Annotated in this window: 16 protein-coding genes and 1 pseudogene; 8 read left to right on the forward strand and 9 right to left on the reverse strand. The window is 63.9% G+C overall.

What is annotated here, in order from left to right; genetic code table 11:
* Positions 1–16: 16 nt before the first annotated feature.
* The gene (locus GGR38_RS21130) at positions 17–1,210 is read right to left on the reverse strand and encodes an aromatic ring-hydroxylating oxygenase subunit alpha (RefSeq protein WP_183628497.1); all 1,194 of its coding nucleotides are present in this window, start codon (positions 1,208–1,210) and stop codon (positions 17–19) included.
* Between the two features lie 170 nt (positions 1,211–1,380).
* Between GGR38_RS21130 and GGR38_RS21135 the strand changes: the two genes are divergently transcribed.
* Complete coding sequence (locus GGR38_RS21135; protein ID WP_183628499.1) at positions 1,381–3,015, forward strand: AMP-binding protein; 1,635 nt, start codon at positions 1,381–1,383, stop codon at positions 3,013–3,015.
* Positions 3,016–3,036: 21 nt separating this feature from the next.
* Here GGR38_RS21135 and GGR38_RS21140 read toward each other — a convergent pair whose 3' ends face one another.
* Entirely contained in the window at positions 3,037–3,840 is an 804-nt protein-coding gene (locus GGR38_RS21140) for an SDR family oxidoreductase (protein ID WP_183628500.1), read from the reverse strand.
* Between the two features lie 151 nt (positions 3,841–3,991).
* Here GGR38_RS21140 and GGR38_RS21145 point away from each other — a divergent pair, with 151 nt between their 5' ends.
* A complete protein-coding gene (locus tag GGR38_RS21145; RefSeq protein ID WP_183628502.1) occupies positions 3,992–4,753 on the forward strand; it encodes an SDR family NAD(P)-dependent oxidoreductase in 762 nt (253 codons plus the stop codon).
* Between the two features lie 29 nt (positions 4,754–4,782).
* On the opposite strand, the gene GGR38_RS21150 is transcribed toward GGR38_RS21145, so the two are convergent.
* Both GGR38_RS21150 and GGR38_RS21155 read right to left on the reverse strand, forming a co-directional pair.
* On the reverse strand, positions 4,783–5,496 hold the full coding sequence (locus GGR38_RS21150) for an SDR family NAD(P)-dependent oxidoreductase (protein ID WP_183628503.1): 714 nt from the start codon (positions 5,494–5,496) through the stop codon (positions 4,783–4,785).
* Positions 5,496–6,515, reverse strand: a complete 1,020-nt coding sequence (locus tag GGR38_RS21155; protein ID WP_183628505.1) for an NADP-dependent oxidoreductase — start codon at positions 6,513–6,515, stop codon at positions 5,496–5,498. The genes GGR38_RS21150 and GGR38_RS21155 overlap by 1 nt, the downstream gene beginning before the upstream one ends.
* A 177-nt stretch (positions 6,516–6,692) precedes the next feature.
* On the opposite strand from GGR38_RS21155, the gene GGR38_RS21160 reads away from it, so the two are divergent.
* Both GGR38_RS21160 and GGR38_RS21165 read left to right on the forward strand, forming a co-directional pair.
* Positions 6,693–8,942: a TonB-dependent receptor gene (locus tag GGR38_RS21160; RefSeq protein ID WP_246405131.1), complete on the forward strand. Its 2,250-nt coding sequence runs from the start codon at positions 6,693–6,695 to the stop codon at positions 8,940–8,942.
* Between the two features lie 69 nt (positions 8,943–9,011).
* Positions 9,012–9,791, forward strand: a complete 780-nt coding sequence (locus tag GGR38_RS21165; protein ID WP_183628508.1) for an SDR family NAD(P)-dependent oxidoreductase — start codon at positions 9,012–9,014, stop codon at positions 9,789–9,791.
* A gap of 4 nt (positions 9,792–9,795) precedes the next feature.
* On the opposite strand, the gene GGR38_RS21170 is transcribed toward GGR38_RS21165, so the two are convergent.
* From GGR38_RS21170 to GGR38_RS21190, 5 genes are all read right to left on the reverse strand, one after another.
* On the reverse strand, positions 9,796–10,599 hold the full coding sequence (locus GGR38_RS21170; RefSeq protein WP_183628510.1) for a ThuA domain-containing protein: 804 nt from the start codon (positions 10,597–10,599) through the stop codon (positions 9,796–9,798).
* The gene (locus tag GGR38_RS21175) at positions 10,599–11,606 is read right to left on the reverse strand and encodes an MDR family NADP-dependent oxidoreductase (RefSeq protein WP_183628512.1); all 1,008 of its coding nucleotides are present in this window, start codon (positions 11,604–11,606) and stop codon (positions 10,599–10,601) included. Before GGR38_RS21175 ends, GGR38_RS21170 begins: the two co-directional genes overlap by 1 nt.
* An 8-nt stretch (positions 11,607–11,614) precedes the next feature.
* On the reverse strand, positions 11,615–12,043 hold the full coding sequence (locus tag GGR38_RS21180) for a nuclear transport factor 2 family protein (protein WP_168605844.1): 429 nt from the start codon (positions 12,041–12,043) through the stop codon (positions 11,615–11,617).
* Positions 12,044–12,146: 103 nt separating this feature from the next.
* On the reverse strand, positions 12,147–12,500 hold the full coding sequence (locus tag GGR38_RS21185; protein ID WP_183628520.1) for a Rieske 2Fe-2S domain-containing protein: 354 nt from the start codon (positions 12,498–12,500) through the stop codon (positions 12,147–12,149).
* A gap of 20 nt (positions 12,501–12,520) precedes the next feature.
* Positions 12,521–13,546, reverse strand: a complete 1,026-nt coding sequence (locus tag GGR38_RS21190) for an NADP-dependent oxidoreductase (RefSeq protein WP_183628522.1) — start codon at positions 13,544–13,546, stop codon at positions 12,521–12,523.
* 157 nt (positions 13,547–13,703) lie between these two features.
* On the opposite strand from GGR38_RS21190, the gene GGR38_RS21195 reads away from it, so the two are divergent.
* The 4 genes and pseudogenes from GGR38_RS21195 to GGR38_RS21210 form a co-directional block, all read left to right on the forward strand.
* Positions 13,704–14,105: a nuclear transport factor 2 family protein gene (locus GGR38_RS21195; protein ID WP_168605847.1), complete on the forward strand. Its 402-nt coding sequence runs from the start codon at positions 13,704–13,706 to the stop codon at positions 14,103–14,105.
* Between the two features lie 83 nt (positions 14,106–14,188).
* A complete protein-coding gene (gene bktB / locus GGR38_RS21200; RefSeq protein ID WP_343059192.1) occupies positions 14,189–15,376 on the forward strand; it encodes a beta-ketothiolase BktB in 1,188 nt (395 codons plus the stop codon).
* The gene (locus tag GGR38_RS21205; protein ID WP_183628527.1) at positions 15,373–16,164 is read left to right on the forward strand and encodes an enoyl-CoA hydratase-related protein; all 792 of its coding nucleotides are present in this window, start codon (positions 15,373–15,375) and stop codon (positions 16,162–16,164) included. Before bktB ends, GGR38_RS21205 begins: the two co-directional genes overlap by 4 nt.
* 37 nt (positions 16,165–16,201) lie before the next feature.
* A pseudogene (locus GGR38_RS21210) lies at positions 16,202–16,350 on the forward strand (electron transfer flavoprotein subunit beta/FixA family protein); the annotation flags it as partial.

Genomic DNA, 16,350 nt, shown 5'->3' on the forward strand with positions numbered 1-16,350 from the left:
CGGTGAGGGGCGTGGTTCACATGACCGGTTCGGGCAGGGTCGGATCGTCCTGCAGATACCAGTTGAGCCATTCGTGGAAATATTGGTTGCCCCGCTCGTTGCGGCCAAAGGTCAGATTGTCATGCGCGCCGCTTTCCAGCCCTTTCTGGATCTCCATGCCGATGACGTAATCTTCCTGATAGGTCACATCGCGGAAGAAATTCATCATGCCTTCCGCGCTTTCGCGGTCGGCATCGTCGCGGATCGGGTCGCGGCGCAGATAATGCAGGACGGTGCGGTTCTTGTCCGGCGTCGGCCCCGGAAAGAGCTGGGCGACCTGGGTGATTTCGGGCGCAAGAAAGGCCGAGACATTGGGGAAGAGAATCCGCACGAAATCAAAGCCGTTGTTTTCCTGATCGCCCCATTGATCGCGCGGAATGTCCTTCAGCGCCTCGGCAATGCGATGCTGGGGAAAGCCGATGCGCATCGAGGGGCCGAAACCTTCATAAAAGGTGCGGTTGGAGGGCGTGCGCGGCTCAATGGTGTTGGGGTGCAGCGAGGCGAAGTGATAGCCTTCGAGATAGCCGTCAAAGGCGATTTTCCAATTGGCCCCCTCGATCACCCGGCTGCCGAGATAGGCCCAGTTGGCAAAATCAACCGCCTCGAAATCTTCCAGAAAACCCTGAAAATAGTGGTCGAGATCCATCGGCGCATTGGGCGTAAGGCACACAAAGATCATGCCGCCCCGTTCTTCGCAGGGCAGCGCGCGCAGCGCCAGACCCGCCTTGTCCACATCGCCAAAGGTCGCCGCTTCCGACAGGCCGATCAGCTTGCCGTCCTGCGCATAGGTCCAGCCGTGATATTTGCAGGTGAAGCGCGCGCAATTGCCCCGCCCCTCGGCGGCCACCGGCGCCCCGCGATGCGAGCAGACGTTGAGAAAGGCACGCACCTGCCCGCTCTTGTCGCGGCTGATCAGCACGGGCAGGCCCATGGCCTCCATGGCCTTGAAATCGCCCGGATGGGGCATTTCGGCGGTAAAGCCCAGCATCAGCGGCACGCGGCGAAAGATCAGCTCCATCTCCGCCTTCCACTGGTCAGGGTCGGTATAGCTGGCAGTGCGCACCCTGGCGGTCGTTTGGGCCTGATAGGTGGTTTTGTGTTCCACATAATCCAGCATGATTTCCGCAACATCGCCAATGCGCTGGCGGCGGTCCACCTTATGGGTGCTCATCAATCCTCTCCTCCCTCAAACGGGGTTTTCGGCTGCCAGACTGCCGCAGGCGCAAGAGGCTGCCAAGCTGGGACAGGTGACAGGTTCCTCACTCTTTTGCCCTCACCCTTTTACCAAGTGGACAGGGCCGCCGCCCCACCCCACAATGGCGCCGATAACGAGAGAGGTTCATGGGCAACTGCAACAAAACTCCCCGGCTCTGGCCAGAGGTGCCGGCGCCACATCAGCGCGCCTTTGCCGACCACGGTCTGTGGCCGGACCGCACGATTGCCGACCGCGCGCAGGAATGGGCGCAGAGCCGCAGCGATGATCTGTGCCTGATTGACCCGCAAGGCGCGATGACCATGCGCGAGGTCTGGGGCGAGGCGATGGCGCTGGCCTCGGCGCTGCGCGCGCGCGGGCTGGTGCGCGGCGATGTGGTGGCGTTTCAATTGCCCAACTGGCGCGAGGCGGCGGTGCTCAATCTGGCGGCGGCGCTTTCCGGGCTGGTGCTCAACCCCATCGTGCCGATCTATCGCGATGCCGAAATGCGCATCATGCTGGGCGATTGCGGGGCGCGGGCGATTTTTGTGCCGCATATTTTCCGCAAGATCGACTATCTGGCCATGGCGCGCCGGGTTCAGGCCGATCTGCCCGAACTGACGCATATTTTCACCGTGCGGGGGCAGGGGGCGGATGATTATGGCGCCTTGATCGCGGCGGGCGCGGCCTTGCCTTCGGCCCGCGAAGCCATTGATCCGCAAAGCATCAGCATGGTGCTTTACACATCGGGCACCACCGGGCGGCCCAAGGGCGTGCTGCACAGCCACGCCACGCTGGGCCGCATCATCGAACAGAGCGCGGCCTATTGGGGGCTGGGGCGGGGCGATGCGGTGTTGATGCCCTCGCCCGTGACGCATGTTTCGGGCTATGCCAACGGCTTGGCCATGCCCTTTGTGGCGGGCACGCAGACTGTGCTGATGGAAAGCTGGAATGCCGGGGAGGCTCTTGCGCTGATCCATCGGCATCAGGTGGCCGGGACGGTGGCGGCGACGCCCTTTCTGGTCGAATTGGCTCATGCGGCGCTGGCGGCGGGCGATGGTCTGCCGTCCTTGCGCTTCTTTGCCTGCGGCGGGGCGGCGGTGGCGCCCGAGGTCATCGCCAAGGCGCGCAAGGCCTTTGCGCATTGCGCCCCCTTTCGCGTTTTCGGCAGCTCTGAAGTGCCGCTCGTCACCTTTGGCTGGCCCGATGACCCCGAACTGGCGGCGGCGACCGACGGGCGCATTGTCGATTATCAGGTGCGGATCGTCGATGAGGCGGGCCATGATGTGCCCGATGGGCAGGAGGGCGAAATTCTGGCGCGGGGTCCGGCGATGATGGTGGGGTATGCCGGTCCGGCCCAGACCGCCGAGGCCATTGACGATCAGGGATATTTTCGCACCGGCGATCTGGGGCGGCGCGATGCGCGCGGCAGTTTGACCATCACCGGGCGAAAAAAGGACCTGATTATCCGGGGCGGCGAAAACATTTCCGCCACCGAGATCGAGCAGGTCCTGCTGACTCATCCCGCCGTGGCTGATTGCGCGGTGGTGGCCATGCCCCATCCGCGTCTGGGCGAGGGGGTCTGTGCCTTTGTGGTGGGGCAAGGCGCGGCGCAGGCATCGGATCTGGCCGCCCATGTCGCGCAGAGCGGGCTGGCCAAGCAGAAGATCCCCGAACGCTTTGAATGGGTCGAGAGTCTGCCCCGCACCGCCTCGGGCAAGATCCGCAAGGACAAGCTGCGCGAGGATATTGCGCAGCGTATCCGGCAGGAGGCCGGGGGCTGATATCGCCCCCGGCATCGCCATTTAACTGCCTGTGGCCGCCGCGACGGCCGCGCCCATTTCCTCGCGCGTGGGGTTGCGGCGCAGGGTCAGGCCGCCGTTCACCTGAAGGTTCTCTCCGGTCATAAAGCACTCGTCGCTGGCCAGAAACACGGCGGCGGCGGCAATATCATCGCTGGTGCCGATCCGGCCCAGCGGATAGCCCGCGACGAAACAGTCGAACAGGCCCGGCACCGTTTTGGCATCGGCCGTCATCGGCGTCTCGGTCAGGCCCGGCGAAATCGAATTGGCGCGGATGCCCTCCGCGCCAAATTCATGGGCGACACAGCGGATGACATGGTCGGTCCCCGCTTTGGTGCCCATATAGGCGGCGTGATCGTTGAGCATGATCGTGGCGGTGGCGCTGCTGATCTGGATGATCGATCCGCCCTCGCCTCCCATGCTGCGGGCCATCTTGCGGATCATCGTCTGAAAGAACTGATAGGGGCCGATATATTGCAGATCGGTCATCGCATCCAATTCCTCGCGCGTGGTGTCGAGGAACGGCTTGAGCAGGCCCCAGCCGGTGGCGTTGACGGCAATGTCCACGCCGCCCATCGCCGCCACGGCCGCATCCGCCATCACGGCCAGACTTTGCGCATTGGTGATGTCGCAAGGCGCCCAATAGCAGGCGTTGGCCTCGGCAAATTCGGCCAGCACGCTTTCCTTGCGCCCCGCCACGGTGACCGCCGCGCCTTCGTCCAAAAAGCGGCGGGCGATATGCTGTCCCATGTTGCCCTTGTTGCCCGCGCCCAGAACGATGGCGCGTTTGCCTTTCAATCGGCCCATAATATCCTCTCGCTTTATCTTGCTTGCCCCTTGCTATCACACCGGCCCGCCTGCCATTCCTCTCCAAAAGGCGAGTGGCCGCGACGTGAGGGGATGCGCAAGGTCATCCCATCACCGGCGCTGGTGTGGCGCGGCAAAGAGGATGTGCAAAATGGATCTGGGACTGAAGGGCAAAAAGGTCATTCTGACCGGGGGCAGCCGGGGCATCGGCCGCGCCAGCGTCGAATTGTTCGCCGCCGAGGGGGCCGATGTCGCCTTCTGTTCGCGCAATCCCGATCAGGTGGCCGAAACGGTGGCCGCGCTCGAAAAACATGGCGGCAAGGTGTTTGGCTCTGCCTTTGACATGGAGGCGGGCCATGATGCCTATCGCGCGTGGCTGGCCGGTGCGGCCGAGGCGCTGGGCGGCTGCGACATCTTTGTGCCGATGATTTCGACCAGCGGCGCGGGCGCGACCGGCGATTGGCAAAAGGGCCTTGATTACGACATCATGGGTGCGGTCATCGGGGTCGAGGTGCTCGAAGATCATCTGGCCGCATCGGGCGCGGGCAGTATCGTGATCACCGCCAGCACGGCGGGGCTGGAGACCTTTATTGTGCCGCAGGGGTATAACGCGCTTAAAGGCGCGTTGATCGTCTATGCCGGACAGCTCAGTCAGGCGCTGGGGCCAAAGGGCATCAGGGTGAATGCGGTTTCGCCCGGCCCGATCAAGTTCCCCGGCGGCAATTGGGAGGCGATCGAAGGGGCGATGCCCGAACTTTACGATGCCACACAGGCACAATTCGCGCTCGGCCGCTGGGGCGGGCCGGAGGACGTTGCGCGCACCGTGGTCTTTCTGGCCAGCGACGCCTCGTCCTATACCACGGGCACCAACATCGTGGTCGATGGCGGCTATACCAAACGGGTGCAGTTCTGAGCGGGCCAGTTTGACAGAGGGCGGGGCGATCACATCCGCGTCATAGCCCCGCCGTCCACCATCCATTCCTGACCCGTGACAAAGCGCGCGTCATCGCTCAGCAAAAAGGCGATGACATCGGCAATATCCTCTGGCCGGCCCAAACGGCCCAGCGCGGCCTTTCGCTCCCAATGGGTGCGATATTCGGGCATGGCGGCAAAGGCGGGCGCGGTCATGGGCGTGTCGATGGCGCCGGGCATCACGCAATTGGCGGTGACGCCATGGGGGCCAAGCTCGCCCGCCAGCGCGCGGGTCATGCCCAGCACCGCGTGTTTGGATGTGCCATAAGCCACCAGCCCCGCATCGCCAAAGGCCGAGGCGACCGAGCCGATAGTGACGATCCGCCCCGCCGGGCTGGCGCACAAATGGGGTGCGGCATCGCGGATCAGTCGGAAGACGGCAGTGACATTGACCGCCATGACCTGCTCGAAATAGTCGTCGCTGTGCCCCGCAAGCGGGCAGAAAGCACTGACACCGGCGCAGGGGACGACGAAATCGAGGCGGCCAAAGCGTGCCATGGTCGCCTCGGTCAGGGTCTTGCCCGCATCGCGCGCGGTCACGTCGAGCAGCAGGTCAACCTCGCCCCGCATATCCGCCGTCAGCACCCGCGCACCGTCCTGCCGCAGGCGGCGGGCGGTGGCCGCACCAATGCCCGACCCCGCGCCCGTAACAATGCCGCAGCGCTCGTTGAGCCGCCCCGTCATCAATCGACCTCCAGCACCAGCTTGCCGGTGTTTTCCCCTGAAAACAGCCGCATGAAGGCGTCATAGGCATTGTCCAGACCATGCTGGACATCCTCGTCGACGCGCAATTTGCCCTCGGCGATCCATTGGGCGATCCGGGCGCCGCCTTCGGCAAAGCGGGGGACATAGGCGGCGATCAGGAAGCCTTTGATGGTGGCCTGTTTGACAATCACCTGCCACAGGTTGCGCATGCCCACCTTTTGCGCGCTGTTATATTCGCTGATCAACCCGCACAGCACCACCCGTGCGTGCAGCGCCAGATTGAGCATGGCCGCATCCATCACCGCGCCGCCGACATTTTCGAACAGGATGTCAATGCCCTGGGGCGCCGCCGCGGCGATTTCGGCGGCGATGTCATCCTGTGATTTGCCCTTGTAGTCGATGGCCGCATCAAAGCCGTAATCCTGAACCAGACGGCGGCATTTCTCGGCGCCCCCGGCAATGCCGATCACCCGCATCCCCATGATCTTGCCGATCTGGCCCACCATCGACCCGACCGCGCCTGCCGCCCCTGTCACCAGCAGCGTCTCGCCCGGTTGGGGCTGTCCGGCGTCGAGCAGGCCGAAATAGGCGGTCAGCCCCACCGCGCCCACCGCCGAGAGATAGCGCGAAGGCCGGTCAACGATCCCCACATTGATCCGGCTGGTGAAGCCGCCGGGCAACACCACCGAGAAATCTTCGATGGCGTTCAGCCCCAGCACCCAGTCGCCGGGCCGAAAATCAGGATTGCGCGAGGACTCGACCACGCCCACCGTTGTGGCGCGCACCGGATCGCCCAGCGCGATCGGCGGCATATAGCTGGGCGCGTCATCCATCCATCCGCGCTGGGCCGGATCGAGCGAAATGAAGCGGTTACGCACCACCATGCCGCCATCGGGCGCATCGGGCACGGCCTCGCGCACCAGTTGAAAATCATCGCGCAAGGGTGTGCCAACGGGGCGTTTCACCAAGAGAAATCGGCGGTTTTCAGGTTGGGGCATAAGCTCTCCTCTCGTTGGGCGGAATGTGGACCAAACCTGTCTGCATGCACCTATGATTTGTTGCAGTAGGTTCGTTTGCCTTACCGAGCTTAGGTTGCCGTGGACGGAAAGGGGCATACCCCTTCGCGATAATCCACGGAGAGGAAGGACATGCAGAGCATCTTTGCAAAGCGCGCCATGAGCGGCTTATTGATTGGTTCGTGTCTGGCCGGGGCGCCCATGGCGGCGTTGGCGCAACAAGCCGGAACAGGGCAGGCCGCAGCGCAGATGCCGGTCGATTCCAACGCCATCATCGTGACCGCACGCCGCCGGTCCGAAACTCTGCAGACCACCCCTGTGGCAATCACCGCGATCAATGCGGGCATGCTGGAAAACAAGGCTTCGGCCAATATCGGCGATTTGACGGGGGCGGCGCCCGGCCTGTTGATCACCCAGCAGAATTCGGGCGGTCAGGCAGCCAATCTCTCGATCCGCGGCCTGACCTATGCCGACATCGAAAAGAGCCAGACCCCGACGGTGGGCGTGGTGGTCGATGGCGTGACCATCGGCACCAGCACGGGCCAGCTGCAGGATGCTTTCGACATCGAACAGCTCGAAGTGCTGCGCGGGCCGCAGGGCACGCTGTTTGGCGCCAACACCATCGGCGGCGTCATCAACATTCGCCGCACCAAGCCGACGATGAAGAACAGCGTCAAGGTCGAAGGCTCGTATGGCCAGTGGAACACATGGAACGCCAAGGCGGTGGTCAATGTCGGCAATGGGTCATCGCTGGGCGCCAAGTTCTGGTATTTCCACAATCAGACCGACGGCTTTTACAACAACGTCACCACCAAACAGCCCAGCGGGTGGAGCAAGAGCGACAATTTCGGCGCGGCCCTGCGTTATCGCCCCGAAAATTCCAGCTTTGACGCGATCCTGACGCTGGAAAACACCACGCAGAATTTCGACCCTGTGGTGGCCAATATTGCCAACAGCAGCGAGCTGTTCTGCTCCTATGAACCGGCCAAAGAATGCAACCGCAACACCACCACCGACATTTACACCACCTTTGGCCAGAGCGCGACCAGCAATTACAAAGCCCCCGCCGCCACGCTGGAAATGAATTATGATGTTGGCGGGATCAAGCTGACCTCGATTACGGGTTGGCGCCATACCAAGGAATATCAGACCCAGGACTTCGATGGTTCCTCGACCGATCTTTATTACGTCGACCGCCGCCAGCGTTATACGCAGGTCAGCCAGGAATTGCGCGGTGCGGGCAAATTGTTTGACGGCTTTGATTATGTCGCCGGTGTCTATTATTTCACCTCGAACTATAATCTGACCCAATGTTCGCGCGTGTTCGGTTTCAGCCCGACAACGCCGCCCTGCGTTTTCGACACCAACGCCCAAAGCGTTTACGGCAAGACCGAAAGCTATGCCGTGTTTGGCGACTTCAACTGGGCGGTGGCCGACAAGTGGCGCATTTCGTTTGGCGGCCGCTGGAGCCATGACGAAAAGCAATTGACCAACAGCTTTGCCAGCACCGGTCTGGTCGGCTCGGGCAAGCGCGGCTTTTCCAAGTTCACGCCCAAGATCGGCGTCGACTATCGGCCCAACACCAACATGATGTTCTATGCCAGCTGGTCACGCGGCTATCGTTCGGGCGGGTTCAGCCCTCGCGCCGCCACGGCGGCCACGGCCAGCACCCCGTTCCAGCCCGAAACCGTCGATTCCTATGAAATCGGCGCGAAATTCGACGCGCTCAACCGGATGCTGCAATTCAACGTGGCCGGGTTCATTTCCGATTACAAGAACATGCAGCAGAACACCACGATCCCCGGCGGCCCCACCGGCAACCAGACGATCACCAGCAATGTGGGCGGCGCCACCATCAAGGGCGTGGAAATGGACGCCACCCTGCGCCCGATGGATGGCTTGAAGTTGACCGCCAGCGCATCGATCATGGATTCGCACTTCCGCAATTTCGTGGTGGGCAATATCTATGGCGGGGCGATTGTTCCCTTTGATTATTCAAACAACAATCTGATCTATGCGCCCAAGTTCTCCGGGTCGGTCAATGCCGAATATACCGCCAAGACCGGCTTTGGCAGCGTGGTCACTGCGCTGGGCCTGCGCCACATCGATCCTTACGACTCGCAGATCTCGCTGGGCGGGCTGACGCCGGTGATGTCGGGGACCACCGTGACCAAGGTAATCGTCAACGGCAATGATGCGCGCGTGCGCACCGCCACCCAGGATCTGCTCGACGCCAGCATGACGGTCAATTTCAAGCTGCAAGGCGCCGACGCTTATGTTCGCGTCTTTGGCCGCAATCTGGCCGATACGCGCACGACCACGGCGGCCTTCACGGTGGCGGGCCTGTGGTCCTTTGCCTCGGCGCTGGAGCCGCGCACCTATGGCGCCACTTTGGGCGTCAAGTTCTGAGATTGTGGCAATGACCGAGGGCGGCGCGGGGTTCTCGTGCCGCCCTTTTGATAAGCAGGAGCAAGGATTATGGCACGGCTGGAAGGAAAAGTGGCGCTGGTGACCGGCGGGGCCTCGGTGCCCGGATTGGGCAGCGCCACCGCGATCCGCTTTGCGCAGGAAGGCGCCAGGGTCTATCTGACCGACCGCGATCTGGCCGGGGCGGAAAAGGTGGCCGATGGTATCCGCCAGAGCGGCGGCTATGCGGTCGCGTTGCATCACGATGTGACCAGCGAGGCCGATTGGGACCGCGTGATGGCCGCGGTTGACGAAGCCGAAGGGCGGCTCGACGTGCTGGTCAACAATGCCGGAATCGCGGTGCTGGGCATGATGGACACGGTCTCCACCGCCGATTGGCAGCACCAGATCGATGTCAATCTGACCAGTGTGTTTCAAGGGGCGCGTCGGGCCATGGCGATGATGCGCCGCACAGGCAGCGACGGCAAGGCGCGCGGCGGCGCGATCATCAACATCTCCTCGGTGGCCGGATTGATCGGGGTTCCGGGCTGCGCCTCCTATGCCGCCTCCAAGGGCGGCGTGCGGCTGTTGACCAAGGTGGTGGCGCTGGAGGGCGCGACCGAAGGCATTCGCTGCAATTCGGTCCACCCCGGCATGATCGCCACCAACATTCAGGGCGTGGCGCTGGAAGACAATGCCGCCAATTATGACGCGACGATGGCGCTTATCCCGATGGGCTATATGGGGGCGCCCGAAGACATTGCGAACATGAACCTGTTCCTTGCCTCGGATGAGGCGCGCTATATCACCGGTACGGAAATGGTGGTCGATGGCGGGATGACGGCGCGCTGAGCCTTCAGGCGGGCGTTGGCGCGCCCGCCACCCAGCGCAGCGCATTTTCCACCAGCCGCCGATAATGGGGATTGTCATAGGCCGCCGGGCCATCGCCCGGTTGCAGATAGGCAAGACGGCTGTTGATCGCCATTTTGGTCCAGCCGATGAGCGATGATCCGGGTGGATGATCCCAGCCTTCGCGGCAAAACATCTGGCCCTCGACGGCGCGCTGCGCCGACCAGAAGTGATCGCGCGTGAAGGCCGCGTCACAGGTCATCAGCGGCTCGACCATATCGGTGAACACCTCGGCCAGATAGAGTTCATCCTGCATCGCGAAATGGACGGGCAGGCCCGCGGTGATGGGGTGGGGCGTGATGCTGGCGGTATAGGCGACATCGTGCCGATAGCCGCTGTCGGGCCGGGCTATGCCCCGCACATGGGCCGGGCGATAGAGAAATTGCCCTCCCAGCCATTCGTGATACTCGCCCCATGTCGGCCATCCGGCCAGCGCATGATGCAGCGCCAGCACGCCTTTGCCCTGTTCGAGCAGGGCGCGAAAACCGGCGCGCAAGGCGGGCGATGGGTCGATAAAGGCCAGCGGCGCCTCGGCCTCGAAATCCAGCCCCGGCATGTCGTAAAGCACCAGCACGTCGAAATCGCCCATGCCCTGCGGGTTCATCAGCAAGGCGGCGGCGGGTTGGTCGACCATCGTGGCCGAAACGCCCGGCATCGCCTGAAACATCGCGTCAAAGGCGGTGCGGTCAAACGGATGGCCGCGCACCGCAACCAGCGCGCGCAAGGGGGCATGGTGGTGGATGATCGGCATCAGCGGCTCACTTTCACGATTGTCTTGCCGATATTGGCCCCGCCCATCATGCGCGCATAGGCCACGAGCACGTTTTCAATGCCCTCGCTCTGGTCAAAGGGCATCGACAGGCGCCCCTCGCGCGCCCAATCGCGCAGGACCGCCGGAAAAACCCCGCCCGAAGCCAGCACATCGGGGATGAAAAACCCTTCGATGCGCAAGCGCCGCATCAACACCTGATCAAACCGCGACGGGCCGGGCAGGGGCGCTCCGTCATAGCCCGCCACCATGCCGCACACGGCCACCCGCCCATAATGCGCCATATTGGGCAAGACCGCGTCGAGCAGCGCCCCGCCCACATTGTCGAAATAGGCATGGACCCCGCCTTCGATCCGGGCCAGCGCGGCCGAGACATCCTGCGCCCGGTAATCAAGGGCAAGGTCGATCCCGACCACCTCGGTCAAATAGCGGCATTTGTCCGGCCCGCCCGCAATCCCCACCACATGCGCGCCCAGATTGCGGCCGATCTGGCAGGCCATCACCCCGGTCGCTCCCGCCGCGGCGGACACGGCCAGCCATTGCCCCGCGCACAGCCCGGCGACATCGCAAACGCCGATATGCGCGGTCCAGGCGTTCAACCCGGCCACGCCAAAGGGATCGCGCGGGTCGGCCAATGGCCCCTCAATCCGCTCCAGCCCGGCGAGCGCGGGCACGACCACCGCCAGTTCGGCCCATTGGCCAAAGCCGCGCACCAGATCGCCGACCGCAAAGCCGGGGGCGCGGCTCTCGCACACCCGGCCCAGCACCAGCCCCACCATCCGCGACCCCAACGCCAGCGGCGGCTGATAGCCATCGGTGCGGCCTGTCATCCACATCCGCGTGCCCGCGTCCATCGAGAGATAGTCCACCGCAATCCGTACCTCTCCATCGGCCAAAGGGGCGGGCGTTTCGGTCTGCAGGGAGAGGGCGGCGGCAAAATCCTGTCCGACCGGATGCGCATCGAGCCGCCAATAGCGGTTGCACGCCATGGCGGCGTTCACAGGCCTTTGGGGCCGATCTGGCGGTGGATGTTGCGAAAGGTCCGGCGGCTGAAATGCCAGCGCCCGTCGATCCTGACGCATTCATCCTCATATTGCCCCCGGTCGCGGTGGACGCCATCGGCCCAGTCATAGACCTCGGAAGTGTAGGAGCGCATGGTGGCGGTGTCGCCATCCACCGCGATGCTGGCGGGCCATGCTTCAAACATGATGCCGGGATAGTGCTTCATCGCCTCGACCCACATGGCGACGATGGCGTCGCGGCCATGGGTGGTGCCGATCTCGGGATAATCGGGCAGCGACCATTGCGCATCGGGCGCCCATGTCGCGCCCCATGCCTGCGCGTCGCAGCGCGTGACGGCATCGGCATAGGTTTCCAGCAATTCGCGCAGCGCAAGGCGGTCTTCGGCGGGGCCGGTAAAGGACATGGATGCTCTCCCATTTCTGATTTTATGGCGATGATAGAGCCTCGCGCCGCCCCGCGCGCCTAGCGCATTGCACAGGCACAGGCGGCAAGCACCGGGGGGCGCCTTACGCCTCGACCGGCGTCTCATCCATGCCCGGCGTGCGGTTAGGCACTTCGACCTCGACCATGCCATCGACCACGCGCAGCGCAAATTGCCGCACCGCCGGATAGGCCCCGCCGATGCAGCGCCCGTCGGCCAGATCGAAGCGTGCGCCATGCAGCGGACACATGATCGCCCCGCGCCGGATACGCCCGGTCGAAAGGCGCGAGGCGGCGTGGGTGCAACGGTCATTGATGGCCACCAATTCGCCCTCGCTGCGCGCCAGCAAAATTTGCCAACCGCCGACGGCATGGACGCTCATTTGCCCATCCTCAACGGCGGCTTCCGCGCCCAGCCGGTGCCAGACTTTATCACTCACTCGTGCTTTCCCTTTCCCGATTATGCTATTTCCACCAAAGTCTTGCCGGTGGTTGTACCCTGCATCAGGGCGATGAAGGCTTCTGGCAAGCGCTCAAAACCATGATGGATATTTTCCAGCGGGCGAAGCCGGCCCGCATGGTGCAAACGGTCGAGCATGGCCTGCGCCTCGCCCAGCCGGTCGGCATGGTCATAGGTCAGAAAACCACGCATCGTCAGCCGCTTGATCACCATCTGCCACAGATTCTGAACGCCGTAGGGATGGTCGGCGTCATTATATTGCGCGATCATACCGCACAGCGCAATCCGCCCCTGTTCGTGCATGCGTGGCAGGACAATGTCGAGCGTCGGACCGCCGATATTGTCGAAATAGACGTCGATCCCGCCGGGCGCCGCTGCATCCAGCGCGGCGCCAAGGTTGGGCACCGCACGATAGTCGACCACGGCATCCGCGCCGAGATCGCGCAGGATCTGCGCCTTGTGCGCGCCGCCCGCCATGGCCACCACGCGGCATCCCGCCGCCTTGGCCAATTGCAGTGCGGTGCTGCCGGTTGCCCCCGCCGCCGCGCTGATCAGCACCGTCTCGCCCGCCTTGGCCGCGCCCACGGCAAACAGGCCCACCCACGCCGTCAGCCCCACCGGCCCCAGCGCCCCCATATAGGCGCGCAGCGGTACGCCCGGCGCGGGCGTCACCCGTTCAAGCCCCAGTGCGTCAGGCCCGATCACGAAATGATCCGACCATGTGCCGAACACCCGGACAAAGGCGCCCTCCGGCCAGTCGGGATGATGCGAAACGACAATCTGGCCCAGCGACATGCCGTTGACCGGCGCGCCGATCGCCACCGGCGGCAAATAGGAGGGCCGGTCATCCAGAAAGCCGCGAATCGCCGGATCGACCGAGCCGACCAGCATCCGCACCAGCATTTGCCCTTGGCCCGGCTGGGGCATCGGGGTTTCGGACAAGGCAAAGCAATCGGCCTGCGGCACCCCGACGGGGCGGTGGCGCAGGATGATATGGCGGGCTGTGGCCGGCAGCGAAGAGGACATGGTCAGGCATCCCGATTGTTTTGTTGCCCCCTTGATAGGGCGCGCGACGGGCTTGTCGCCTCTAGCCTTTTCGCTAGGTGGTGGTTGGCGCGTCAGGGGCGATGATGGGGTCAAACAGCAAGCCCCAGATCAACAGGCCACAGATAAGGATGCCGCCATGACGCCCGATGAGATGATCGCCTTTGTTGATGAACTCTATGAACTGACCGGCACCGGCCAGTGGGAGGCCGCCGCCGAGCGTCTGACCGACGACTTTGTGGCGGTGGAGGCCGAAGGATTGCCGATGGCCGGGGCCTATCATGGCAAGAGCGGCCTGTATGATCTGTTCGTCAAGGTGATGGGCATGATGGATGTGGTGGCGATGGACCGGGTGGAAACCACCGCAGGGCGCGACCATGCGGTGACGATCCTGTCCCTGCGCTTTGCCGATCCGGCGCTCAAGCCGGCCGAATTATGCGAGGTTTTCCGCTTTCGCGATGGCAAATGTTGCCAGATCACGCCCTATTATTTCGATCCGGCCACGATCCATGCCGCCGTTGCCGCCAAGGCGGCCACCTGATCTTCTGAGCAGTTGCGGCAAGCCCCGCGCGGGACCAGACGCCATGCGACACCCTTATTCCCATTATGACAGGACCGACCGACGTGACCCAATCACCCGACATCTACATCGTCAGCGGCGTGCGCACCGCGATTGGTGATTTTGGCGGATCGCTCAAGGGCTTTGCCGCCGCCGATCTGGGCGGCCGGGTGATTGCCGAGGCGGTTGCGCGCTCTGGCCTGTCGCCGGCGGATGTCGAACATGTGGTGATGGGGCAGGTCATCCATACCAGCGCCAAGGATGCCTATCTGGCGCGCGTGGCAGCGCTCAATGCGGGGATCCCGCAGGAGGCTCCGGCGCTGACGGTTAACCGCCTGTGCGGATCGGGGCTTCAGGCGATCATTTCGGCCGCCCAGATGATGAAACTGGGCGAAGCGGGTGTGGCCGTTGCGGGCGGGGCCGAGAGCATGTCGAACGCGCCCTATCACGACCATGGCCAGCGCTGGGGCCGCAAGATGGGGGATGCCACGCTGGTCGATGCGATGGTGCAGGCGCTGACCGATCCGGTGGGCGGCTATCACATGGGCGTTACGGCGGAAAATGTGGCCGAGCGCCACGGCATCACCCGCGAGGCGCAGGACGCGCTGGCGGTCGAGGGCCATGCCCGCGCGATCCGGGCCATTGAGGAAGGGCGCTTCAAGGAGCAGATCCTGCCGGTTGAGATCAAGACGCGCAAGGGCGTCACTGTCTTTGACACCGACGAGCACCCCCGCGCGGATACGGTGCTTGAAAGCCTCGCGGGCATGAAGCCGGTGTTCAAGAAAGATGGCACCGTCACCGCCGCCAATGCCAGCGGGATCAATGATGGCGCGGCCGCCGTGGTGCTGGCCACGGGCGATGCGGTGGCGGCCAAGGGGCTGAAACCTTTGGCGCGGATTGTCAGTTGGGGCCATGCGGGGGTCGAACCGGCCTATATGGGCGTGGGGCCGGTGCGCGCGGTGCCTGTGGCGCTGGCGCGCGCGGGGCTGACGCTGGCCGATATGGACGTGATCGAGGCGAATGAAGCCTTTGCGGCGCAGGCATTGGCTGTGGCTCGCGAATTGGGCTTCGATCCGGGCAAGCTTAATCCCAATGGCAGCGGAATCGCGCTGGGCCATCCAGTTGGGGCAACCGGGGCGATCCTGACGGTCAAGGCCGCCTATGAACTGCGCCGGACGGGTGGGCGCTATGGGTTGATCACCATGTGCATTGGTGGCGGTCAGGGTATAGCGATGGTGATCGAGGCTGCATGACAACTTACCGCTTTATCAAGGTTTCGCGGGTGGGCGATGTCGTGACGGTTACTCTCAACCGTCCGGACAAGCTCAACGCTCTGACCCCGGCCATGTTTGGCGAGATGGGCGCGGCGGTGGATGCGGCTCTGACCGATGGCGCGCGGGCGCTGGTGCTGACGGGCGAGGGGCGCTTCTTCTGCTCGGGTGCCGATATCGCGCCCGACGGGGCCGGTTATGAGGGTTTGCCCGAGGATCTTGGCGCGCTGCTCGACGAGCACTACCATCCCTTCATGCGCAAACTGGCGGCGCTCGAGATTCCGGTCGTCAGCGCGCTCAATGGTCCCTGTGCAGGCGCGGGGCTGAGCGTGGCGTTGGCGGGTGATATCGTGGTGATGGGCGAGCGGGGCTATCTGCTGCTGGCCTTTGTAAACATCGCTCTGGTACCGGATGCAGGCGCAACATGGCTGGTGGCGCGCAGCGCAGGTCGCGCGCGGGCGCTGGAAATGGCGCTGCTGGGCGAACGCATGGGCGCCGATGAGGCGCGAGCTGCCGGGCTGGTCACGCGGGTGGTGGCAGACGAGATGGTGCTGACCGAGGCGCAGAGGCTGGCCGCGCGTCTGGCCGCCGGGCCGACTCGCGCGATGGGCCTGATTCGCCGACAGGTGGCTTTTGCGTTGGAACAGGGTTTCGATGCGACGCTGGATGTGGAGCGGGATAACCAGTCGATAGCCGGTCGCACCGGCGATTTCGCCGAGGCGATCCGCGCCTTTGGAGAAAAGCGAAAGCCGCAATTTTCAGGCCGCTAAGGTCTTGGTTCGGATGATGATTTGAAAAGGTGCAGCCATGAAGTGTTTGGTACCGATCAAGCGCGTACTTGATTACAACGTGAAGCCTCGTGTGAAGGCGGACGGTTCGGGCGTTGACTTGTCGAATGTGAAGATGAGCATGAACCCGTTTGACGAGATCGCGGTTGAGGAGGCGGTTCGCCTGAA

Source organism: Novosphingobium sediminicola, assembly GCF_014196525.1.
Lineage (GTDB): Bacteria > Pseudomonadota > Alphaproteobacteria > Sphingomonadales > Sphingomonadaceae > Novosphingobium > Novosphingobium sediminicola.